This is a genomic window from Bradyrhizobium sp. 141, assembly GCF_023074055.1.
Classification (GTDB): Bacteria; Pseudomonadota; Alphaproteobacteria; order Rhizobiales; family Xanthobacteraceae; genus Bradyrhizobium.
The window spans coordinates 213,828-235,404 of sequence record NZ_JADPKR010000002.1 but is presented as its reverse complement, the minus strand read 5'-3'; the positions used below and the strand labels follow the sequence as shown (position 1 = coordinate 235,404).

The following is a 21,577-nucleotide window of genomic DNA, read 5'->3' as shown; positions in this document are numbered from 1 at the left end:
CCGGACGTTTGCAAAGGTCCGCATCGACCATAGCGACCCAGTCGGCGAGCATCTCATCGGCGACCGCAAGATCGTCTCGGAGGGCGTCGTCATCGGCGGCCGCTGGTGGCATCCGAATTGAGCAGCGCTAGCCCTGCTCGCGATAGAATTGCAGCAGGCGCGCGCCGGCCGGTGAGAGCCAGTCGGGCGCACCGGTGATGTAGCCTTCGACGCGACCGCTGGTGCCGACGAGATAGGTGATGGGCATGCCGAGGATGGAAAACATCGCTTTGGATGCTTCGGCCGCTGCGCCGTAGGCATCGACATAACAAGCGAGGTTCTGCACGGTGAGGCTGCCGAGAAACGCGCGGGCCTTGCGCAGGTCTTTGGTGTCGGTGCAGATCGCGACAATGTCGAGCCGGTCGGGCCGCGATCCCGCAAGGCTTGCCAGCATGGGCAGATCGAGCCGGCAGGCTGCGCACCAGGTCGCCCAGAAGTTCACCAATGTGATGCGGCCCGGCTTCGCCGTGATGACGGCATCGCGGCCATGCAGGTCCTGGAGTCTGAGCTGCGGCATCGGCGCGTGCGGCCGCACCATTGTGAATTGGCTGCGGCCGGCCTCGAACACCGGCGGCCAGCTTTCCTGCGCGTGGCCTGCGCGCAAGGAAGCAAGAAATGCGGGCGCGGCCATCAGGATCGATCGCCGCGACAAGGTCACGACGTCTTTGCGCCGCTCGTCAGGCATGAATATAGGCCCAGCCCTTCAGTTGCAGATCGACGACGCGCCCGATGCCGAACGGGACGAGGCTCGCGCCTGATATCAGCGGAATTGAGACCTGCTCCTTGGCTTCCGCGATCGCCTTGGACGAGGCGCACATGCTGTAGCTGAGGTTGGGCAGCGACTGCCGCAGCGTCGCCAGCGGCTCGGCCAGCGGAGTCTTGTCGGCGCGGAAGACGTCGATGCCCTTGCCGTTGGCGACGACTTCGATCAGCAATTTCGCACCCCTGTCGGCAAAATGCTTGGCGAGGTTGGCCGAATAGCTGATCGCGTGCCCCATGACATAGGGCTCGTTGCTGTCGACCAGGATCACGACGCCGTCGGCAAGACGATCCTCCTTGGCCGCGGCGGTGCCGGCGGCCGTGAGGATCGACGCGCCCGCCAGCAGGCCTCTGCGGGACCATCCGTTGATAGAGATCATGGTGCGGCGTTCCCGTCGGTCAGAATTGACGCGGCGCGATCGGCGCCTTGCCGTTGCGTCCCCACAGCACGAACAGGCTGAGCGCCAGCAGGACGACGTTGAGCGGCGTCACCGCGGCTTCGCCGCGCGAGAGATGAAAGAAGAGCGCAATGACCTGCAACACCGCGCAGCCAAGTGCAGCGAGCACGGTCAGCCGCGGCAGGATCCGCGTCAGGGCCGGCAGCAGGATGCCGATCCCGCCGGCGAGGTCGACCAAGGCAATCGAGCGAACGAAGGTTTCGGAATACTGGCCGGCCCAGGGCATCATCGCCGCAAGCTCGGGAATGGGCGTGGTCAGCTTGACCAGTCCTGCCGAGATGAAGACGAAGGCGAGCAGGACCTGCGCGGTCCAAAGGCCGATGCGGAGGGCCCGGCCCGGGGCGGCGGTCTCGAAGGTGGTGGTGGACATGGTGGTTCTCCGGAATGTGAGGGTTGCCACCATTTGATAGTTTCTCCGTTTTTGATCATTATCCGCTTTGGGATTAGTTCATTTCCTGGATGTTGATGATCTCATGGATTCTTTGGTCAGCATGAGGGTGTTTTGCCTGGTCGCCGAGCTGAAGAGCTTTGCGACCGCGGCACAGCGCCTGCGCATTTCGCCCGCCATGGTGAGCAAGCACGTGATGCAGCTCGAAAAACGGCTCGGCACGCGGCTGCTCAACCGGACCAGCCGGCGCGTCAGCCTGAGCGAAAGCGGCGCGCTCTATTTCGAGCAGGCGCGCCAGATGCTGGATTCACTGGACGAGGTCGAAGCCGCCGTCAGCAACGCAACGGTCGTTCCGCGCGGCACGCTGCGGCTGACAGCGCCGGTGTGGATGGCCAACACGATTTTTGCCGGCGTGCTGGCGGACTATCAGGCCCGCTATCCGGAGGTGCGCCTCGACGTCGATCTCAGCGGACGGCTGGTCAACCTCGTGGAAGAGGGATTCGATCTCGGCCTGCGCGCCACCGCAGCGCCCGACGAAGCGCTGATCGCGCGTCCGATCACCAACGTTCCGTTCTACATGGTCGCCGCGCCGGCCTACCTCGAACGCGCAGGACGCCCGGCAGGACTCGCCGATATCGCCGGTCACGCGCTGTTGCATTACGCGCTTTATCCCGGCGAGAGCTTCTCGTTCGAGGGCGAGCACGGCCCCGAGACCATCAAGCTCAACCCGGTGCTGCGCAGCGCCAACGAGACGCTGCTGCACATGGCTGCACTGGAAGGCATGGGCCTCGCCTTCCTGCCGAAATGGCTGGTCGCCGAAGATATCGCCGCCGGTCGCCTCGAGCACGTCATGTCCGGGCATGTCATCTTCGAGGGCAAGCTGTTCGCGGTCTATCCGAGCCGCAAATATCTCTCCGCGAAGGTGAGGACCTTCATCGACTTCATCGCCGCCGACAGGCGGATGAAGTAATCCTTGTTACAGCGACCTGATTACAGCGACCTCGCGATCAACAGCTTCATGATCTCGTTGGTGCCGCCATAGATCTTCTGGATGCGGGAATCGATGAAGATGCGCGAGATCGGATATTCCTGCATGTAGCCGTAGCCGCCGAACAGCTGGAGGCATTCGTCGGCGGTCTCGACCTGTTTCTCCGAGCACCAATATTTCGCCATCGACGCCGTGACGGTGTCGAGATCCCCGGCGACCAGCTGCTCGATGCACCAGTCCACGAAGACGCGCGCGATCATCGCTTCGGTCTTGCGCTCGGCGAGCTTGAAGGCGGTGTTCTGGAAATCCATCAGCGGCTTGCCGAACGCCTTGCGTTCCTTGGTGTAGTCGGTGGTGAGCTTGATCGCGCGCTCCATCGCGGCGACGGCACCGACCGCGAGCGCGAGGCGTTCTTGTGGCAGTTGCTGCATCAGCTGGACAAAGCCCTGGCCTTCCTCCTTGCCGAGCAGGTTTTCCGGCGGCACGGTCACGTTATCGAAGAACAGCTCTGACGTGTCGGAGGCGTGCAGGCCGATCTTGTCGAGGTTGCGCCCGCGCTTGTAGCCGTCCGCGCCTGAAGTCTCGACCACGATCAGCGAGATGCCTTTTGCGCCGGCATCGCCGGTGCGCGCGACCACGATGACGAGATCGGCGGCCTGGCCGTTGGTGATGAACGTCTTCTGGCCGTTGATGACGTAGGAATTGCCCTGCTTCTTCGCCGTGGTCTTCACGGCTTGCAGATCCGAGCCGGTGCCGGGCTCGGTCATGGCGATGGCGCCGACCATCTCGCCCGAGGCCATTTTCGGCAGCCAGCGCTTCTTCTGCTCCTCCGAGCCGTAATTGAGGATGTAATGCGCGACGATGGCGCTGTGCACGGAGACGCCGGTCGTCAGCTCCGGCACCGTGCTTTCGAGGTCGTCCAGCACGGCGGCGTCATAGGCGAAGGTGGCGCCCAGGCCGCCATACTCCTCCGGCACGCTCGCCAGCAGCGCGCCCATCTCGCCGAGCCCACGCCAGGCGAAGCGGTCGACCATCTTCTGCTCGCGCCATTTTTCGGCATGCGGCGCCAGATCCTTGGCAAGATATTTCCGGAACTGGTCGCGGAAGACATCGAGCTCTTCGGTCATCCAGGAGGAGCGGTAGGACATGGTCACCTCGGTTGATGCGGCGTTCCGGCTTGGTAGGCCAGCTAGCCGCGGCAATTATTGTGTTTTCAGGCTGCGCCGGGGACGCTACCAAGGCGGCCGTAACAGCTTCTGTCGGGATGGTTGATTGTGGCTGGCAAAACAACAGAGCTCAAGCTCGACATCGCGCGTATCGGCGCGGTCTCCGCGATCCTGACGCAGCCCGACAACGCGCGCGCCTGCTATGTGCTGGCGCACGGCGCCGGCGCCGACATGCGGCATGCGTTCATGGACAAGGTCGCAGCCGGCCTCGCCGACCGCGGCATTGCGACGTTTCGCTTCAATTTCCCTTACATGGAGAACAAGCAGGGGCGTCCCGACCAGCCGGCCGTAGCGCACGCCGCCATCGGCGCGGCAGTCGAGGAGGCGGCGCGGCTTTGCCCCGGTGTGAAGCTCATCGCCGGTGGAAAATCGTTCGGCGGCCGCATGACCTCGCAGGCGCAGTCGAAGGCGCCGTTGCCCGGCGTGAAGGGGCTCGCCTTCCTCGGCTTTCCCCTGCATGTTGACAAGAAGCCCTCGTCCGAGCGCGCCGAGCATCTCTCCGGCATCACCATCCCCATGCTGTTCCTGCAGGGAACGCGCGATGGGCTTGCTGACCTCAGCTATCTCAAACCCGTCATCGCAGCGCTCGGGCCGAAGGCGACGCTGCACAAGGTCGAAGGCGGCGATCACTCCTTCGCGGTGCTGAAGAAGTCCGGCCGGACGAATGAAGAAGCACTGACCGAAGTCCTCGACACGCTCGCGGCCTGGATCGACGGGCTCGCCTGAGGCGGGAGCATGATCCGGAAAAGTGTGCAGCGGTTTTACGAGAAGATCATGCTCAAAAAATAACGTGAAGCGCATCGCGCTTCACGCGGAATACAGCCCCTTGTCGCGCGCCTTCTGGATCGCCAGCGCGGCGATCAGGTCGAGCGTCGGCGTCGACAGGCCGGCGGTGCGCGCGAAGGCGGCGGGCGCCCTGACCAGCACGTCGATCTCCATGGCGCGGCCAAGCTCGTAGTCCTGCAGCAATGAGGGCTTGTGGTTGGGGGCGGGGCCGCTGCGCGTGACGCGCTTGACCTCGGGAATGAAGTGCTGGGCGATATCGTTGGCCTCGTTCAGCATGCGCGGAATGACCTCAGCGAAGGCGGGGTCGTCGCGCACGCCGCGCGCGGTCTGGCCGGTAAGCAGGCACAGCACCGAGAGCGACATGTTGGTCAGCAGCTTTGACCAGATCGCCTCGCGGATCTCGGCCACCGGCGGCGATTCCAGCCGGGCATCGTTGAAGACGCCGCGCAGCTTGGTGATCCGCTCGCAATTGCGGTCGTCGCATTCGCCGATCAGCAGACGGTTGCGGTCCGGGGTGAGGTTGTGCACCACGCCGGGCCCGGTCACCTCGTTGGAGGAGAAGACGACGCCGCCGATGATCCGCTCCTTCGGAATGCAGGCGCGCAGGCGTCCGCCGGGGTCGAGGAAGGAAATGTCCGGCGGCGTCGGGTGCCGCGGCGGCAGGCCGATCCCGTACCACCAGGGGATGCCGTTCTGCGCGAATATGATCGCGGTGTCGTCCTGAAGCAGCGGTTTGATGCTGGAAACAAGCCCGGTGAGTGCCGTGGCCTTCAGCGTGCTGATGACCACGTCCTGCGGACCGAGCTGGGCTGGATCGCCTGAGGCGTTCACCTTGGCACTGACCTCGGAATCGCCGACGCGGAGCTTCAGGCCATTGGCGCGCACTGCCTCGAGATGCGCCCCGCGCATGACGCACGAGACTTCATGGCCGGCACGCGCCAGCCGGACCGCGATGTGGCTGCCGACGGCGCCCGCGCCGAAAATGCAGATGCGCATGATGATTCCGTCCTGTCCCTGGGTGCCGTCGGGCGGCAGCATGACACAAGCCGCCATGCGATGGGCGCGACCGCCCCACGCTGGAAAGATATGGATCGGGATGCGTTGCCTCGGCCATAGTGCGTGCCAAGCAACTGACCGGAGGATCGCCGATGACTGCCAGCCCCGTCCTGTGGACCCTCGATGAGCGTGGGGTTGCGACCGTCACGTTGAACCGGCCGGAGGTCAACAATGCCTATGACGGCGCGCTGATCGCGGGCGTGCTCGCGGCCATGGACGATCTCGGCAAAAAGCCGAATCTTCGCGTCGTCGTGCTCCGGGGCAACGGCAAGCACTTTCAGGCCGGCGCAGACCTGAAATGGATCAACGGCGTGCGCCCGCAATCGGCTGAGGCGAACGAAGCCGCCTCGCGCGCGACCTTCGAGGCCGTGCAGCGGCTCAACACGCTGCCGATCCCGACGGTCGCCTTGGTGCAGGGCGGCTGCTTTGGCGGCGGCACCGGCGTGATCGCGGCCTGCGATGTCGTGATTGCCGCGGACAATGCGCTGTTCTCCATCACCGAGGTGCGTTGGGGCCTGACGGCGGCGATCATCATCCCGCAGCTTTGCGACGCCATCGGCGTGCGGCAGGTCCGCCGCTACGCGCTGACCGGCGAACGCTTCGGCGCCGAGGACGCCCGCCGCATCGGTCTCGTCCACGAGGTGGTGCCGCTCGCCGAACTCGAGGCCGCAGGCAGCAAGTTGGTCGAGCAATTGCTCGCCAACGGACCCGATGCGATGGCCGAGACCAAGCGCCTCGCGCTGGAGAGCTCGTTCGGCGGCATGGCGGTGGACGATGCCGCCTACACGCGGCTGGTGCACCTGCATTCGCTCAAGCGCCAGAGCGCGGAGGCCGCGGAAGGGTTGGCCTCGTTCGCGGAGAAGCGGGCGGCGAAGTGGGGCGGCGGGAAAGGCTGAGCGTCAGCAGCCGCGGCAGATGTTGTTGATGCTGCGATAGACCGCGTCGTCGTCCTGCCGCATCTGCTTGAGCGATTCGAGCGTCGTGCTCTCGCGTGGCGGCGCAGGCTTGCGCTTTGCCGCAAGCTCGTCCTCCTGGTGCCTGTAGCAGGATTCGCGCTCGGGCTTGGCCTGGATGAAGCGGCAGTTTTGCTCCACGGCTGCGGCGGGAGCGGTGGAGATCGCGAGGGCGAGCAGGGCGGGGAGAGAGAACTTCAAGAGTGTCGTATCCATTCGTTGAACGAAGTTGCTTGTCGTCGCCCGGTCAAGCCGGGCGACGACAGCGGAGCTTGGCGGTCCTTCTCTCAGGTCCATCGTCCGAGAGCAACTGCCATCCTGTGATAGCCTGTAGCCCGGATGAGCGAAGTGATATCCGGGATTCCGCGAGCGTTCCCGCATATCGCTTCGCTCATGCGGGCTACGGGCGCGCGGCCTACAACGACGGTGCCAGTGACGTTTTCAGCAGTGTCAGCAGCGCCTGCACCGCGGCGGCATTGCGTCGCCGTTCGGGGATTGCGGCCTTCACCCACAATTCCGGAATCGGAAAGTCGCGCAGCACCGGTTTGAGCGTGCCGTCTCGCAGCGCATCCGCCACGAGATAGTGCGAGAGCAGCGCGATGCCGTTGCCGGCGATGGCGCTGCGCGCCAGCACGTGTCCCTCGTTGGAGGAGAGCAGTGGGGTGACCTGAATGCTGATGCGCCCGCGCGGTCCGTCGAAGACCCATTCCGGGCCGGTCGGCAGGAAGCTGAGGCAGCGATGCTCGACCAGATCGCGCGGATGTTTTGGCGTGCCATGTTTTTTCAAGTATGCCGGCGAGGCGCAGAGCAGCCGCTTCAGCGCGCAGAGCGGCTCGTCGACGACGCCGCCGAACGAATGCGGGAAAGCGCCGATGGCGATGTCGAAGCCTTCGGTCACAGGATCGACCGGGCGATCGATCAGCACGATATCGAGCTTGAGCCTGGGGTTCTCGGTCTGGAACGCGCTGAAGGCATCGGCGAGGCGTGCCACCGTCAGCGAGGTCGGCGCCTTGATGCGAAGGTGATCGACGAGATCGTGACCTTTCTCGCCCATGCGCGAGAGCAGGTCGGTGGCATCGGTGACGACGCTGCGGGCGCGGTGCACGTAACGCTGTCCGGCTTCGGTCAGGCGCAATTGCCGGGTCGAGCGATGAAACAGCGGCGTGCCAATCCGCGCCTCCAATTGGGTGACGCGCTTGGCCACGACCGACGTCGAGACATCGAGTTTTCGCGCAGCGGCGGAGAAACCAGCCGCATCCGCGGTGGCGAGGAAGGCCTGCAGGTTCACCAGGATGTCCATGTCGACCTTTCTCGATTCGCGAAAGCTGATCGCGTATTTTGGTGGATTGTAGCTTGGTGCGCGTTAATTCATAGTCGGCCCCAAGCAAGAGATTTTCGGGAGCGGACGCGCCATGCGGGCCACAATGATCGAAGAACCGGCACGACAGGTGCCGCTCTATGGCGAATACGAAGTCGTCGTGCTCGGCGGCGGTCCGGCCGGCATCGTTGCGGCGGCTTCAAGCGCGCGCGCCGGGCGGAAGACGCTCTTGATCGAGCGCTACGGCTTTCTCGGCGGCATGGGCACCGCGGCCGGCGTCACCAATTTCTGCGGCCTGCATGGCAATGTCTACGGCGAGCATCGTCGGCTGGTGCAGGGCATGGCGTCGGAGCTCCTGGCGCGGATCGATCGGCTGAACGGCCTCAACACGCCGCATCTGATCCTCGGCAAGGTCTTCGCCCAGGCCTATGACACCGCCGCCTACAAGATCGCGGCCGACGAGCTTCTCGCCAGCCATAAGGTGCACATTCTCTTCCACGCGCTCGGTGCCGGTGTCGTGATGAGCGATGACAGCCGCATCGACGCGCTGATGGTCGAGACCAAGGCCGGACGGCAGGCGGTGCGATCGGAGATCTTCATCGACTGCTCCGGCGACGGTGACCTCGCGGTCTGGGCCGGTGCGCCGTTCGAGATCGGCGACGAACACGGCCATCCGCTGTATCCCTCGATGATGCTCCGCCTCAACGGCATCGATCCCGAGAAAGCCGGCGATGCCTGGCGGACCATTCCCCAACTGATGGAGAAGGCCATCGCGGCCGGCACTCACAAATTTCCGCGGAAAAGCGCGATCGTGCGACCGCAAAAATCCGGCATCGAATGGCGGGTGAACTTCACGCAGGTGGCGCGCGAGGACGGCCACGCCATCAACGGCGTCGAGCCGGACGATCTCACCCGCGGCGAGATCGAGGGCCGCAAGCAGGCGCTCGCCGCGTTCGAGTTCCTGCGCAGCACCGTGCCGGGCTTCGAAAAGTCCTACATCGTCGATCTGCCGCCGCAGCTCGGCATCCGCGAGACCCGCCGCATCAAGGGCGGCTATCAGCTCAGCGGCGAGGACGTGCTCGGCTGCGCCTCGTTTACGGATTCCATCGGCGTCAATGGCTGGCCGATCGAGGCCCATGTGCCCGGCGACGTCGTCTTCACCTTTCCGCCGATCCCGGACTCGCGCGGCTATAACGAGCTGCCGTACCGGATGCTGGTGCCCGAAGGCGTCGACAATCTCCTGGTCGCCGGGCGCTGCGCCTCGATGACCCATGAGGGCCAGTCAGCGGCACGGGTTTCCGGTGCCTGTTTCGTGATGGGGGAGGCCGCCGGTTCCGCCGCCGCGCTGGCGCTGTCCGGAAACAGGATCCCGCGTGACATCCGCGTTGAAAAATTGCAGGAAACGTTGAAACAACAGGGCGCCTTCATCGGGCGGGATCAACCCGTCCCTGAGGGCCTGTAACGGACCGCTGAGAAACGACGAGGGAGGACACGGGATGATCGGGATTGCGCGGCTCGCGGCAGCCAGTCTTTTGGCGGTCATGGCAATGGGCACGGCCCGGGCCGAGGATGCGCTCAAGGCCAGGATCGGCGTGCTGCGCCTGTCCTCCTCCGCGCCCGTCTTCATCGCGCAGGACAAGGGCTATTTCCGCGAAGTCGGCCTGGAGGTCGAGCTGAAATTCTTCGATGCGGCGCAGCCGATTGCTGTCGCCACCACCTCGGGCGACGTTGATTTCGGCATCACCGCCTTCACCGCCGGTCTTTACAATCTCGCCGGCAAGGGCACGCTGAAGGTGATCGGCGGCATGAGCCGCGAGAAGGCCGGCTATCCCCTGATCGGCTATTTCGCCAGCAACAACGCCTACGCGGCCGGGCTGAAGACGCCCAAGGATATCGCCGGAAAGCGCGTGGCGATGACGCAGGTCGGATCGAGCTTCCACTATTCGCTCGGCCTGCTCGCCGACAAATACGGCTTCAAGCTTGCGGAGGTGAAGATCGTGCCGCTGCAATCACTGTCGAATGCGGCGGCTGCGCTGAAGGGCGAGACCGTCGATGCGGCGCTGCTTCCCATTTCCACGGCGCGAAAGCTGATGGATGAGGGCGGCGCGAAGTTCCTGGGCTGGGTCGGCGACGAGACGCCCTGGCAATTGGGCGCGGTGTTCGCCTCGCCCAAGACGCTGACCAACAAGGCGCTGGTGACAAAACTGCTCGGCGCGCTCGCCAAAGCGGATCGCGAATATCACGACGTCATCCTCGCCGCGATGAAGGACGGCGTCGCGCCGATCAACGACAAGACCAAGCCGCTGCTGGAGATCATCGCAAAATACACCAATTTGCCCGTTGAGCAGGTGGTCGGTAACTGCGCCTATATCGATCCCGACGGCAAGCTGGACGTGAAGAACGTCGACAACCAGATCAAATGGCTGCAGGAGCAGGGCTTTGCCGACAAGGGCTTTGACGCGGATGCGATCATCGCCAAGGACTATGTGAAGGCGGATTGATCGATGTGCGCGCGCCTCTCTCCCCATCATCCTGAGGTGCGAGTAGCGCAGTGCGTCTGCACTGCGCTGCGAGCCTCGAAGGATGCACGGCCGAGCTGCATCCGGGCCGTGCATCCTTCGAGGCTCGCTTCGCTCGCACCTCAGGATGACGGGTCAAGGGTTGGAGGCGCGTAGCGCATGGACCTGATCGCCAACCACATCACCCACCGCTTCGGCGATCTCGCCGTGCTCGACGATGTCTCCTTCACCGTCAGCGCCGGCGAGGTGGTGGCGATCGTCGGGCCCTCGGGCTGTGGGAAGAGCACGCTGCTGTCGATCCTCGGCGGGCTGTTGCAGCCGACCTCGGGCGCGCCCGAGCTGCGCGGCTCGCCGCCGGCGGACAGTCTCAATCCGCTGACCTTCGTGTTTCAGGATTTCGCGCTGCTGCCCTGGGCCACGGTCGAGGAGAATGTCGAATTCCCCCTGCTGCACACCCAGCTTTCGGCCACGCAGCGCCGCGCGCTGGTCGACGACGCCTTGCGCCGCACGAGCCTGACCGATTTCCGCAAAACCTATCCAAAGCAGCTCTCCGGCGGCATGCGCCAGCGCGTCGGCATTTCGCGCGCGCTTGCAGTCAAGCCCGCCATTCTCTTGATGGACGAGCCGCTCTCGGCGCTGGATTCGCAGACCCGTGAATTGCTCATGGAGGATTTCGTCCGCCTGCTCGCCGATGGCGGCATGGGCGCAGTCTACGTCACCCATAATCTAGAAGAGGCGGCGCGGCTCGCCGACCGCATCGTGGTGTTGTCGCGGCGGCCGGGCCGCATTCGTGAGGTCGTGACCGTGCCGATGACGCGCGCCGCGCGCGGCGAAGCTGAAGCGCGCGAGAAGCTGCTGGCGCTGCAGAACCAGATCTGGTCGCTGATCCGCAACGAGGCGATCGATGCCGAGCGCGAGGTCCAGCATGCTTGATCGTGCGGCGGGTGAAAGCGCGAAGGATACCGCGACAAGGCGCGTCCGCTTTCGCGGCGCCGGCTTCGTGCCCGCGTCGAGCCGGTTCGGCGGCTGGATCGCGCTCGCCCTTGTCATCGCGATCTGGCAGGCCGCTGGCAGCGTGGGCCTCGTCAACGCGCTGTTCCTGCCGACGCCCCTCGCAATTGCGCGCGCGATCTACCAGCTCGCGATCTCGGGCGCGCTGTGGCAACATTTGTCGGCCTCGCTGCTGCGTATCGGCGTCGGCTGGCTGCTGGGCACCGCGGCCGGGATCGCGGTCGGCTTCGCCATCGGCCTGTCGCGGCTCGCGCGCAGCGTCGGCATCACGTTCATCTCCGCGCTGTTCCCGATCCCGAAAATCGCGCTGCTGCCGCTTCTGATCCTCTGGCTCGGCATCGGCGAAGAGCCGAAGATCGCGACCATCGCGCTCGGGGTGTTCTTCTCGACCGCGATCTCGGTCTATAGCGGCGTCGACGCGGTGCCGCGCAATTTGATCCGCATGGCGCAGAGCTTCAACGTGCCGTTTACGACCATCGTGCGCAAGGTGATCTGGCCGGGCGCACTGCCCGCGATCCTCGCCGGCTTCCGCATCACCGCCTCCGTCGCGCTCCTCCTCGTTGTCAGCGCCGAGATGATCGGCGCCCAATACGGCATCGGCGCCTTCGTGCTCCAGGCCGGCAATCTGATGCAGACCGATCAGCTGCTCGCGGGCGTGGTGATCCTATCGGTGTTCGGGCTCGTGGTGGGGAAGGTGATCGGCTGGCTGGAGACAAGGCTCTTGCACTGGCGGTAGCCAAATTGACAGCTGCCGTAGGGTGGGCAAAGCGCAAGCGTGCCCACCACCTCCTCATGAGTCGCGAAGACGTGGGCACGGCGCGCCGCACCTTTGCCCACCCTACGAGACCTTCACGCGTTGCCCCTGTCCTCGCGAAACAAATCCAGCTTCTGCTGCACCGGCCGATCCGAGAAGCTGAACAGCACGGCGTCCTCATCCGCCTCGTGCGTCACCCAGTGCCAGCTCGGCACCACGAAGAGATCGCGCGGGCCCCACTCGAAAACGGCATCGCCAATGCGGCTGCGGCCGCGGCCTTCGATCGGGCAGAACACCGTTGCGTCAGTCGCGCGATAGCGCGCGGTCTTGAAACCCTTCGGCAGCAGCTGGATGAAGGTGCCGATCGTCGGCATCGCGAAATCGCCGGTCTCGGGATTGCTGAACTTCAGCTTCAGCCCGTGGCAGGCGTCCCATTCCTGGCTCGTCCGCGCCTTCTCCAGCGCTTCACGGGTGTAGGCATAGGGATAGCTGAAGATTGGCGAGGTTTTCGACGAACGCTTCACGTCGACGGGCAAGAGATTGTGACCGTAGCGCGCAAAGCTGTCGCCGGCAGGCCTCGTGATCTTCTGCTGGTCTTCTTTCGAGCCTTCCGCGAAGGAGCAGTCGAAGAACTGCACCAAGGGAATATCGAGGCCGTCGAGCCAGAACATCGGCTCGCTGGTCTCGTTGGAATGATCGTGCCAGGTCATCGACGGCGTGATGATGAAGTCGCCCGGCTCCATCGCGGTGCGCTCGCCGTCCACCGCGGTGTGGGCGCCCTTGCCTTCGAGCACGAAGCGCAGCGCCGACTGGCTGTGGCGATGCGCCGGCGCGACGTCGCCGGGCACCACCATCTGCACGCCGGCATAGAGCGAGGTCGTGATCTTGGACTGGCCGCGCAGGCCGGGGTTCTCCAGCACCAGCACGCGCCGCTCGGCCTCCTTGGCGGTGATGAGCTTGCCGGCTTCCGTCATGTAGTCGCGGATGACGTCGAATTTCCACAAGTGAGGCCGGCAGCCGCTCCTCGGCTCCGGCGTGATCAGATCGCTCATCACCGTCCACAGCGCGGTGAGGTTTTCGCCGTCGATCTTCCTGTAGAACGCCTCGCGTTCCGGCGTCTTGGTCACGGCTTCCATGGTGCTGCTCCCGATCGTTTTGTTGATTGACAGTATACTGACGATCTAGGTAGCGTCAACGTGACGAATGAAAGAGAGGGTTCCGATGAAGCTGCACGGCTATTTCCGCTCCAGCGCCGCCTATCGGGTGCGGATCGCGCTGAACCTCAAGGGGCTCGGTGCCGAGCATCTGCCGCATCATTTGCGCAAGGGTGAGCAATGCGCCCCTAATTATCTCGCCATCAATCCGCAGGGCTTAGTGCCGGCGCTGGAGGACGATGCGGGTACAGTGCTGACCCAATCGGTGGCGATCATCGAATGGCTCGACGAGACGCACCCCAGTCCGCCGCTGCTGCCGAAGGATCCGCTGCGGCGCGCCAAGGTGAGGGCGTTCGCGCTGGCGATCGCCTGCGACACCCATCCGGTGCAGAACCTGAAAGTGCTGGCGCGGCTGCGCGAGCTCGGCCTTGCCGAGGAGAAGGTCCAGGACTGGGCCGCGTGGGTCAACCGCGAGGGGCTGTCGGCTTGTGAGACGCTGAGCAGGGACGAGGCGGGCCCGTTCTGCTTTGGCGATGCGCCGACGCTGGCCGATCTCTGCCTGGTGCCACAGCTCGCCAATGCGCGCCGCTTTGGTGTCGATGTCTCGGCCTATCCGCGTCTGCTGAGGGCGGAAGCCGCCGCCAAGGCGCTGCCAGCCTTCGCCGATGCCGCACCGGAGAAGCAGCCCGATGCCGAGTAAGCCTGCCGCTCCGATCACGATCGACGCCGTCTATGCCGCGCCGGGCTATCTGTTCCGGCGCATGCAGCAGATCGCGGTCTCGATCTTCATGGAGGAGTGCAAGGCGTTCGATCTCACCCCCGTGCAATATGCGGCGCTGATCGCGATCCACACCCATCCCGGCATCGACGCCACGCGGCTGTCCGCGGTGATCGCGTTCGACCGCTCCACGCTCGGCAGCGTGATCGAACGGCTGCAGGCCAAGGACTATATCGAGCGCAAGCCGGCGCCCGAGGACAAGCGGATCAAGCTGCTCTACCTGACGAAATCCGGCGCCGCGATCCTGCGGGAGATCATCCCCGCCGTCGAACGCGCCCAGGCGCGCATACTGGAGCCGCTGAAGCCCACGGAGCGCAAGACGCTGATGGGGCTGCTGGTGCAGCTCGTCGACCTCAACAACGAAGCGTCACGCGTGCCGCTGCGGGCCGAGGATGCGCTGGAGCATCTGGGGAAGGCGGGGTGAGGGGAGTGTGTGGGGCGACGTTGGCGCCTCACGCTCATATCTCGTAGGGTGGGCAAAGGCGCTTTTGCGCCGTGCCCACGATCTCTCTCCAACCGACCAGAAGTGGTGGGCACGCTCCGCTTTGCCCACCCTACGATTGCGGTGTGTGGATTTCCGCCCCGCGCCTCACATCCTCAACAACGCCTGCCGGTCGATCTTTCCCGTGCCCGTCTTTGGCAACTCGTCGATGAAGATCACCTCGCGCGGATATTTGTACGGCAGCAGCTTGCCCTTGACGTAATCCTGCAATCGCCGCGTCGCGTCACCCTGGTTGACTGTGCGATTGTTCATCACCACCACGGCTTTCAGCGTCATGCGGCGGTCCGGCAGCTCGGCGGCGAACACGGCGCATTCGCGGATATCGGGATGGTCGGCGAGGCAGAGCTCGACCTCGAGCGGGTAGACCCACTGGCCTGAGATCTTGATGAGATCATCGGCGCGGCCGCGGAAGAAGTGGAAGCCGTCGGCATCGCGGACGAAACGATCGCCAGTGTAGATCCACCCCTCCTCGCGAATCGTCTCGGCGGATTTGTCCGGCCGGTTCCAGTACAGCGGCGTGTTTGAATCGCCGCGCACCCACAAAATGCCCTCCTCGCCGTCGCCGACGTCGCGTCCGTCCTTGTCGCGCAGCGCGACCTCGTAACCGGGGACGCGTAAGCCCGCGGCGCCGAGTTTCTTCTGCTCGGGCCGGTTTGAGAGATAGATGTGCAGCACCTCGGTCGAGCCGAGGCCTTCGACGATCTCGAGGCCCGTGAGCGTCTTCCAGCCGTTGAAGACGTCGGCCGAGAGCACCTCGGCCGCGGAGAGCGACATGCGCAGTGACGAGAACTTCGTCTTCTCCGCGCCCTCGGCCTTGGTCAGCGAGGTGTAGAGCGTCGGCAGGCCGAAGAACACCGTCGGCTTGTATTGCTCGATCGCCGAAAAGATCGATGCGGGTTTCGGCTGGCCCGGCAACAGCAGCGTCGCCGCACCTGCTGAGAACGGGAAGGTGACGGAGTTGCCGAAACCGTAGGCGAAAAAGATCTTGGGCACCGAGAAGCAGATGTCGGTAGGCGTCAGCTTCAGCACGCTCTGCGCAAAGGCCGCCTCGCTATAGGCCATGTCGTGCTGGAGGTGCACGATGCCCTTGGGCCGTCCGGTTGACCCCGAGGAATACATCCAGAACGCCATCTCGTTGCGATGGGTATCCGCTTCCGCCAGCTCGGCCGGGAATTGCGCGAGCCACCCTGCGGCAGAGATCGCCGCAGGCGCGGCATGATCGCCCACCGCTCCGTTGACGACGATCAGCGTGCGCAGGTTGGTGTCCTTGCACGCCTCCACATCGAAGCGCGACGCGAACTCGGCATCCGCCACCGCAACCGCCGCGCCGGAATCGGCGAGATAGAATTGCAAGAGATCCGGCGGCGTCAGCGTGTTGATCAGGAGCGGCACGAAGCCGGCGCGCACCGCGCCGAAGAAGGCAGCCGGGTATGCGGGGGTGTCGTCGAGGAACAAGAGCACACGGTCGCCGCGCGTGAGGCCAAGCGAGGCAAAACCGTTGCCCCAGCGGCACGCCTCTGCGCAGAGCTCGCCATAGGTCCGCGTCCCCGCGGGCCCCAACAGCGCCAGCTTGTCGCCACGGCCCTTGCCGAGATTGTCGAACAGCACGCGGCTGGCGTTGTAGATGTCAGGAACGGCAAAGCCGATCTCGCGTGTCCCTTCGCTGTCGGCGGGCACCTGGTCGCGAATTTCGTTGCTCATGCCTCGTCTCCGCCGTTTTTGGCCGCCTCGTACCGGGCCGCGAAGGCCGGCGACATCGCGCGCAGCCGGGAATCGTCGATACGGCCGGAGCGGGTGATGTAGCTGTAGGCGAAATCCATCAGGTCGAGTTTCATGTGCTCGGCAAAGTGCTCGTACCAGAACGCCGAGGTGCGCGCGGCATTGACGAGCTTCTGCACCACCGGTTTGCGCGCGGCCTGGTAGCGATGCAGCGCGGTCGCAAGATGCGCATCCGATTCCAGCGCCTTGACCAGCGCAATGGCGTCCTCGATCGCAAGCCGCGTGCCCGAACCGATCGAGAAATGCGCGGAATGCAGGGCATCGCCGAGCAGCACCATGTTCTTGAACGACCAATGCTCGTTCCAGACCCAGGGAAAGTTGCGCCAGACCGATTTATTGGAGACGAGGCAATGGCCGCCGAGCGTGTCCGCAAACACCTCCTCGCAGACGCCCTTGGACTGTTCGACGTCCTTGTAGGCGAAGCCGTAGGCCTGCCAGGTTGCGTGGTCGCATTCGACCAGGAAGGTGCTCATGGCCGGCGAGTAACGGTAATGATGGGCGTTGAAGGCGCCGCGGTCGGTCTTCACGAAGGTCTGCGACAGCGTATCGAACCTTTTCGAGGTGCCGTACCAGACGAACTTGTTGGAGGAGTAGGACAGCGAGGTGCCGAAATCGCCCTCATAGGCGCGGCGCACCAGCGAATTCAGCCCGTCCGCGGCGACGATCAGATCGTGCCCATTGAGCTGGTCGATGGCGTGGATCGGCGTATCGAAGCGCGGGGTGACGCCGACGTCGAGCGCGCGCTGCTGCAGGAATCTCAGCAGCTCGAGCCGCCCGATCGAGGAGAAGCCGACCCCGTCGATGGCGACGCTGTCGCCGGCGAGGTTCAGCGTGATGTTCTCCCAGCTCTCCATGTGCGGCGCGATCGCATCGACGGTTTCGGGGTCGTCGGCGCGCAGGAATTCCAGGGCCTGGTCGGAGAACACGACGCCAAAGCCCCAGGTCGCGTCGGCCGGGTTCTGTTCGAACAGGTCGACCTGATCCTCGGGGTGACGCTTCTTCCAGAGATAGGCGAAGTAGAGCCCACCGGGCCCCCCGCCAATCACGGCGATCCGCAACGTCTGCCTCCCTAATTGACAGTATACTTACTATCTAGGGGTAGACTAATGTGCTCCGGCGTCCTGCGCCAGCGGAATTATCGGCCAAGCGCGGGCGCGTCGAAGCCCATCTTCGGACACACGTTCTACGCATGTCCGAAACCGTCAGGTCCGAATCATAGCCAAACCGCGCCGGCTTGGCCATCCGCCCCGTTCAGACGCAGCGCTTCACGTAGACGCCGTTGACCAGCACCCGGGTGCAGCGGACCACCGGAACCGGCTTGCGGACAACGACGGCCGCGTTCCGCCCGGCGCAACCGGCGCGATAGACCCCGCGGGCGCACACCACCGCATTGGCATCGGTGGCCTCGAACGTCATGGTTGCTCCGAAGGCGAGGAGTGCAGAAGCAACGAGCAGCAATGAACGCATGTTGTCCTCCCGGCTTGTCGTGATCGAAATCGGCTATCTGCAATAGATTTGTCGTTGCAGGCGTGCGGAAATTCATTCACCGCACGCCGCCAATCATTGACGCGCGAAAGCGAACCGCATCATCGCGCCGCGAACGGAGCGAGCACGTCCTTGCACGCGGGCGACAGCGAGGCGGCCCTGTTGGAGATGCATTGAATGATGCGGCCGCCGCCGGGCGCGACGCCGGCGCAGAGCGAGCGGATGTCGGCGCCGCAGGCCGACCTCACGATGAACAGCTCTTCGCGCGGCAGCAAGGGGCGCAAAACGATCACGGCCGGTGCGGCCGTCGGCGCTGCCGCCGCGGGAGCCGCTGCAGCGGGAGCCGCACCCGCGGGCGCGGCCGTTGCTGCCGCGCCGCCGCCGGTTGCGGCGCTCACGGCCTTCTCGCAGGCGGGCGAGACCTTGGCCTTGTTTTTCTCCAGGCATTCAAGCGCGGGGGCGCCGCCCGGCGGCACGCCGGCGCACACCTTGGGATAGTCGGCGCGGCATGCGCTTTTGACCGCGGCAACCTGCGCGCTGCTGGGTTGCTTGGCGGCCGCAGCCTTCGGCGCTGGTGCGGCGGCCGGTTTTGCCGCGGGGGCGGCATCAGCCTTCGGCGCAGCGGGCGTCGTTTCGACCTTGGGCGCCGCTTCAGTCTTTGGCGCGGCGGGAGCGGCTTCGGTCTTCGGAGCCGCAGCGGGCTCGACGGCACGAACCGCGGTCTGGCATCCCGCTGACAGGCTCGACATGTTCGTCTTCAGGCATTGATACGCCTCCACGCCGCCGGGCGTGACGCTCGCGCAGTGCGCCATGAAGTCCGACCGGCATGCTGACCGGATCGCGCCCTTCTGCGCCTCGGTCGGCGCTTGCGCAAATGCGGGTGCTGCAGTTGCGAACAGCGCTGCCGCCAGCAACGCCGTGCGCGCTGAGACTTGTTTCAACGTGTTGAACATCTGGATGAATTCCTGCCCTGTCGATATCTTTTGACGATCAATCAAAGTCGCGCAATCGCAGTCGTCGCGAGTGATGCCTCGCGAGCGATATCATTGGCCGCTTCGGCTGCTGCCGCAAGTCAATTATGCCGGCGCGGATACGACGTGCCGACGTCGTCAGAGCCTGATCATGCGCTTGCCGCGGTTCTCGCCCGCGAGCAATCCGATCAGCGCCTGTGGCGTGTTCTGCAATCCGTCGATGATGTCTTCCTGCACCTTCAGCTTGCCGGATTTGACCCAGGCCTGGAGATCGGCGAGCGCGCGCGGGCTCTCCTTCATATAATCCATCACGATGAAGCCCTGCACGACGAGCCGCTTCACCACGATCAGTCCCGGCACGCCGCGCGGTCCGTGCGCCGCGGGCGCGCCGTCATATTGCGAGATCGCGCCGCAGCAGGCGATGCGGCCGTAATTGTTCATCTGCGGCAGGCAGGCTTCGAGAATGTCGCCGCCGACATTGTCGAAATAGACGTCGATGCCCCCCGGGGCAGCGGCGCGCAGCGCCTTGAAGACCGCGCCGTCCTTGTAGTCCACGGCGGCATCGAAGCCGAGCTCGGAGGTCAGCCAGTTGCACTTGTCCGCGCCGCCGGCGATGCCGATCACGCGGCATCCCTTGATCTTGGCGATCTGTCCGACGATCGAGCCGACCGAGCCCGCGGCCGCGGAGACCACGACCGTCTCGCCTTCTTTCGGCTTGCCGATCTCCAGCAGGCCGAAATAGGCGGTGAGGCCGGCGATGCCGAACACGCTGAGCAGATGCGTCATCGGCTCGAGCTTCGGCATCTTGGTGAGATGCTTGGCGGCCACCGCGGCAAATTCCTGCCAGCCGGTGTCGCCGAACACGATGTCGCCTGCCGCAAGCCCCTCGTCCCTAGAGCTGACGACCTCGGCAATGGCGCCGCCGGCCATCACGCTGTTCGCCTCGACCGCCGAGCGGTAGGTCGCGCCGTGCATCCAGGCGCGATTGGCGGCGTCGAGTGAGATGTATCGCACGCGCAGCAGGGCCTCGCCGTCTTTTGGCTCCGGGGTTGCGCTCTCCACCATCTTGAAATGCTCGGGGCCGAGCTTGCCGCTGGGCTTTTCGACCAGCAGAATTTGGCGATTGATGTTGCCGCTCATGGCGTTTCCCTCTTTGATTGTCTTGACGATTATTGATGCAGCCGCCGCAAGCAAAACGTGCAGGCCGCATGCGTTGTGCGCTGCATGAAGGCTAGATCGCGGCGTTCCATTTCACAACGGGAACATCCTGAAAACGCGGTCACACGCAAAGCGTGTTGCGTCGCTGTAATATCTGCGACATCATGAAGCGCCGGTGTACGTGGGGGTCAATGATGTCCAACAGGTTTACGCAATACATTCTGGCGGCGATGGTGCTCGGCATCGTCATGGGGTCGGCGATCTACAACTTCCTGCCCGACACGCGCGCCGACTGGGCCTCCTCCATCAACCTGATCGCCATGATGTTCCTGCGCCTGATCAAGATGATCATTGCGCCGCTGGTGTTCGCGACCCTGGTCGGTGGCATCGCCCATATGGGTTCGGGCTCCAAGCTCGGCCGCATCTTCGCCAAGACCATGGGCTGGTTCGTCAGCGCCTCCTTCGTCTCGCTGCTGCTCGGCCTCGTGATGGTCAACCTGCTGCAGCCCGGCGCGAACTTCCCGGGCACGCTGCCCCAGGCGGGCCAATCGACCGGCCTGCCGGTCTCGGCCTTCTCGATCGAGAAATTCCTGACCCATTTGATCCCGACCTCGATCGCGGATGCGATGGCGCAGAACGAAATCCTCCAGATCGTGATCTTCGCCGTGTTCTTCTCGGTGGCGATGGGTGCAATGCCCGAGCGGTCCAAGCCGATCCTGGCGCTGATCGACGATATCGGCCACATCATGCTCAAGGTGACGAGCTATGTAATGCTGTTCGCGCCGCTCGCCGTGTGGGCCGCCATCACCGCGACGGTCGCCAAGAACGGCCTGCTGGTGCTCTGGAAGCTCGTCGTCTTCATGGGCGGCTTCTATCTCTCGCTGGCGATCCTGTGGACGATCCTGGTCATCGTCGGCTTCATCGTGATCGGGCCACGCTACAGCCATCTCCTGAAGCTGGTCCGCGAACCGCTGATGATAGCGTTCTCGACCGCGAGCTCGGAGGCGGCCTATCCGAAGACGCTGGAGGCGCTCAACCGCTTCGGCGCCTCGTCGCGGATCTCGAGCTTCGTGCTGCCGCTCGGCTATTCCTTCAACCTCGACGGCACGATGATGTACTGCACCTTTGCGGCCGTCTTCATCGCGCAGAGCTATCACATCGACATGCCGCTCGGCACCCAGCTCGCGATGCTGGCGACGCTGATGATCACCTCCAAGGGCGTCGCCGGCGTGCCGCGTGCCTCCCTCGTCGTGATCGCCTCGACCTTGGCGCAGTTCAACATCCCCGAGGCGGGCCTCTTGATGATCATGGGCATCGACACCTTCCTCGACATGGGCCGCAGCGCCACCAACGTGATCGGCAACACGCTTGCGACATCGGTCGTGGCCAAATGGGAAGGCGAGCTCGGGCCCGAGCACGCGCTCGGCCCCAGTGACGTCGTGCCTGATGGCATGGTGCCGGGCGAAGTGCCCGCGATGGCCGGCCATGGGTAGGA

Annotated in this window: 23 protein-coding genes; 10 read left to right on the top strand and 13 right to left on the bottom strand. The window is 64.8% G+C overall.

The features are described from left to right. Nucleotides 1–127: 127 nt before the first annotated feature. From IVA81_RS01100 to IVA81_RS01090, 3 genes are read right to left on the bottom strand one after another with little or no spacing between them, the layout of a single operon-like run. Nucleotides 128–724 (bottom strand): TlpA disulfide reductase family protein, encoded by a 597-nt coding sequence (locus tag IVA81_RS01100; RefSeq protein ID WP_247310966.1) that lies wholly within the window; start codon nucleotides 722–724, stop codon nucleotides 128–130. After that, entirely contained in the window at nucleotides 717–1,178 is a 462-nt protein-coding gene (locus IVA81_RS01095) for a DsrE family protein (RefSeq protein WP_247310963.1), read from the bottom strand. The genes IVA81_RS01100 and IVA81_RS01095 overlap by 8 nt, the downstream gene beginning before the upstream one ends. Nucleotides 1,179–1,197: 19 nt before the next feature. Then, nucleotides 1,198–1,626 (bottom strand): DoxX family protein, encoded by a 429-nt coding sequence (locus tag IVA81_RS01090; protein WP_247310960.1) that lies wholly within the window; start codon nucleotides 1,624–1,626, stop codon nucleotides 1,198–1,200. 103 nt (nucleotides 1,627–1,729) lie between these two features. Between IVA81_RS01090 and IVA81_RS01085 the strand changes: the two genes are divergently transcribed. Beyond that, nucleotides 1,730–2,614 (top strand): LysR family transcriptional regulator, encoded by an 885-nt coding sequence (locus IVA81_RS01085; RefSeq protein ID WP_247310958.1) that lies wholly within the window; start codon nucleotides 1,730–1,732, stop codon nucleotides 2,612–2,614. A 20-nt stretch (nucleotides 2,615–2,634) separates the two neighbouring features. Here IVA81_RS01085 and IVA81_RS01080 read toward each other — a convergent pair whose 3' ends face one another. Next, nucleotides 2,635–3,780, bottom strand: coding sequence for an acyl-CoA dehydrogenase family protein (locus tag IVA81_RS01080; RefSeq protein ID WP_247310955.1), 1,146 nt, complete (start codon nucleotides 3,778–3,780; stop codon nucleotides 2,635–2,637). A 126-nt stretch (nucleotides 3,781–3,906) separates the two neighbouring features. On the opposite strand from IVA81_RS01080, the gene IVA81_RS01075 reads away from it, so the two are divergent. Next, nucleotides 3,907–4,584 carry an alpha/beta family hydrolase gene (locus tag IVA81_RS01075; RefSeq protein WP_247310952.1) on the top strand — a complete coding sequence of 226 codons (678 nt, stop codon included), beginning with the start codon at nucleotides 3,907–3,909 and terminating at the stop codon, nucleotides 4,582–4,584. A gap of 81 nt (nucleotides 4,585–4,665) precedes the next feature. Here the strand turns inward: IVA81_RS01075 and IVA81_RS01070 are convergent, their stop codons facing one another. Then, nucleotides 4,666–5,640, bottom strand: a complete 975-nt coding sequence (locus IVA81_RS01070; RefSeq protein WP_346659359.1) for a ketopantoate reductase family protein — start codon at nucleotides 5,638–5,640, stop codon at nucleotides 4,666–4,668. Nucleotides 5,641–5,792: 152 nt separating this feature from the next. On the opposite strand from IVA81_RS01070, the gene IVA81_RS01065 reads away from it, so the two are divergent. Further along, nucleotides 5,793–6,596 carry an enoyl-CoA hydratase-related protein gene (locus tag IVA81_RS01065; RefSeq protein ID WP_247310947.1) on the top strand — a complete coding sequence of 268 codons (804 nt, stop codon included), beginning with the start codon at nucleotides 5,793–5,795 and terminating at the stop codon, nucleotides 6,594–6,596. 3 nt (nucleotides 6,597–6,599) lie between these two features. Here the strand turns inward: IVA81_RS01065 and IVA81_RS01060 are convergent, their stop codons facing one another. Continuing rightward, a complete protein-coding gene (locus IVA81_RS01060; protein ID WP_247310944.1) occupies nucleotides 6,600–6,854 on the bottom strand; it encodes a hypothetical protein in 255 nt (84 codons plus the stop codon). Between the two features lie 214 nt (nucleotides 6,855–7,068). Next, nucleotides 7,069–7,953, bottom strand: a complete 885-nt coding sequence (locus IVA81_RS01055) for a LysR family transcriptional regulator (RefSeq protein WP_247310942.1) — start codon at nucleotides 7,951–7,953, stop codon at nucleotides 7,069–7,071. Between the two features lie 112 nt (nucleotides 7,954–8,065). Here IVA81_RS01055 and IVA81_RS01050 point away from each other — a divergent pair, with 112 nt between their 5' ends. From IVA81_RS01050 to IVA81_RS01035, 4 genes are all read left to right on the top strand, one after another. Next, nucleotides 8,066–9,433 carry an FAD-dependent oxidoreductase gene (locus tag IVA81_RS01050; protein ID WP_247310939.1) on the top strand — a complete coding sequence of 456 codons (1,368 nt, stop codon included), beginning with the start codon at nucleotides 8,066–8,068 and terminating at the stop codon, nucleotides 9,431–9,433. Between the two features lie 34 nt (nucleotides 9,434–9,467). Further along, complete coding sequence (locus IVA81_RS01045; protein ID WP_247310936.1) at nucleotides 9,468–10,472, top strand: ABC transporter substrate-binding protein; 1,005 nt, start codon at nucleotides 9,468–9,470, stop codon at nucleotides 10,470–10,472. 177 nt (nucleotides 10,473–10,649) lie between these two features. Beyond that, nucleotides 10,650–11,423, top strand: a complete 774-nt coding sequence (locus IVA81_RS01040) for an ABC transporter ATP-binding protein (RefSeq protein WP_247310932.1) — start codon at nucleotides 10,650–10,652, stop codon at nucleotides 11,421–11,423. Beyond that, a complete protein-coding gene (locus IVA81_RS01035; protein WP_247310930.1) occupies nucleotides 11,416–12,237 on the top strand; it encodes an ABC transporter permease in 822 nt (273 codons plus the stop codon). Before IVA81_RS01040 ends, IVA81_RS01035 begins: the two co-directional genes overlap by 8 nt. Before the next feature lie 113 nt (nucleotides 12,238–12,350). On the opposite strand, the gene gtdA is transcribed toward IVA81_RS01035, so the two are convergent. Continuing rightward, entirely contained in the window at nucleotides 12,351–13,391 is a 1,041-nt protein-coding gene (gene gtdA / locus IVA81_RS01030) for a gentisate 1,2-dioxygenase (protein WP_247310927.1), read from the bottom strand. Between the two features lie 85 nt (nucleotides 13,392–13,476). Between gtdA and maiA the strand changes: the two genes are divergently transcribed. Both maiA and IVA81_RS01020 read left to right on the top strand, forming a co-directional pair. Beyond that, entirely contained in the window at nucleotides 13,477–14,109 is a 633-nt protein-coding gene (maiA, locus tag IVA81_RS01025) for a maleylacetoacetate isomerase (RefSeq protein ID WP_247310924.1), read from the top strand. Next, the gene (locus IVA81_RS01020) at nucleotides 14,099–14,611 is read left to right on the top strand and encodes a MarR family transcriptional regulator (protein WP_247310921.1); all 513 of its coding nucleotides are present in this window, start codon (nucleotides 14,099–14,101) and stop codon (nucleotides 14,609–14,611) included. Before maiA ends, IVA81_RS01020 begins: the two co-directional genes overlap by 11 nt. A gap of 165 nt (nucleotides 14,612–14,776) precedes the next feature. Here IVA81_RS01020 and IVA81_RS01015 read toward each other — a convergent pair whose 3' ends face one another. From IVA81_RS01015 to IVA81_RS00995, 5 genes are all read right to left on the bottom strand, one after another. Continuing rightward, a complete protein-coding gene (locus IVA81_RS01015; protein WP_247310918.1) occupies nucleotides 14,777–16,390 on the bottom strand; it encodes a benzoate-CoA ligase family protein in 1,614 nt (537 codons plus the stop codon). Further along, on the bottom strand, nucleotides 16,387–17,526 hold the full coding sequence (locus IVA81_RS01010) for an FAD-dependent monooxygenase (RefSeq protein ID WP_247310915.1): 1,140 nt from the start codon (nucleotides 17,524–17,526) through the stop codon (nucleotides 16,387–16,389). The genes IVA81_RS01015 and IVA81_RS01010 overlap by 4 nt, the downstream gene beginning before the upstream one ends. A gap of 193 nt (nucleotides 17,527–17,719) precedes the next feature. Further along, nucleotides 17,720–17,935 carry a hypothetical protein gene (locus tag IVA81_RS01005; RefSeq protein WP_247310912.1) on the bottom strand — a complete coding sequence of 72 codons (216 nt, stop codon included), beginning with the start codon at nucleotides 17,933–17,935 and terminating at the stop codon, nucleotides 17,720–17,722. A 119-nt stretch (nucleotides 17,936–18,054) separates the two neighbouring features. Further along, nucleotides 18,055–18,906: a cysteine rich repeat-containing protein gene (locus tag IVA81_RS01000; protein WP_247310909.1), complete on the bottom strand. Its 852-nt coding sequence runs from the start codon at nucleotides 18,904–18,906 to the stop codon at nucleotides 18,055–18,057. Between the two features lie 156 nt (nucleotides 18,907–19,062). Next, a complete protein-coding gene (locus tag IVA81_RS00995) occupies nucleotides 19,063–20,064 on the bottom strand; it encodes an NADP-dependent oxidoreductase (RefSeq protein ID WP_247310906.1) in 1,002 nt (333 codons plus the stop codon). Between the two features lie 212 nt (nucleotides 20,065–20,276). Here IVA81_RS00995 and IVA81_RS00990 point away from each other — a divergent pair, with 212 nt between their 5' ends. After that, nucleotides 20,277–21,575 (top strand): dicarboxylate/amino acid:cation symporter, encoded by a 1,299-nt coding sequence (locus tag IVA81_RS00990; protein ID WP_247310904.1) that lies wholly within the window; start codon nucleotides 20,277–20,279, stop codon nucleotides 21,573–21,575. The last annotated feature ends 2 nt before the right edge of the window (nucleotides 21,576–21,577 follow it).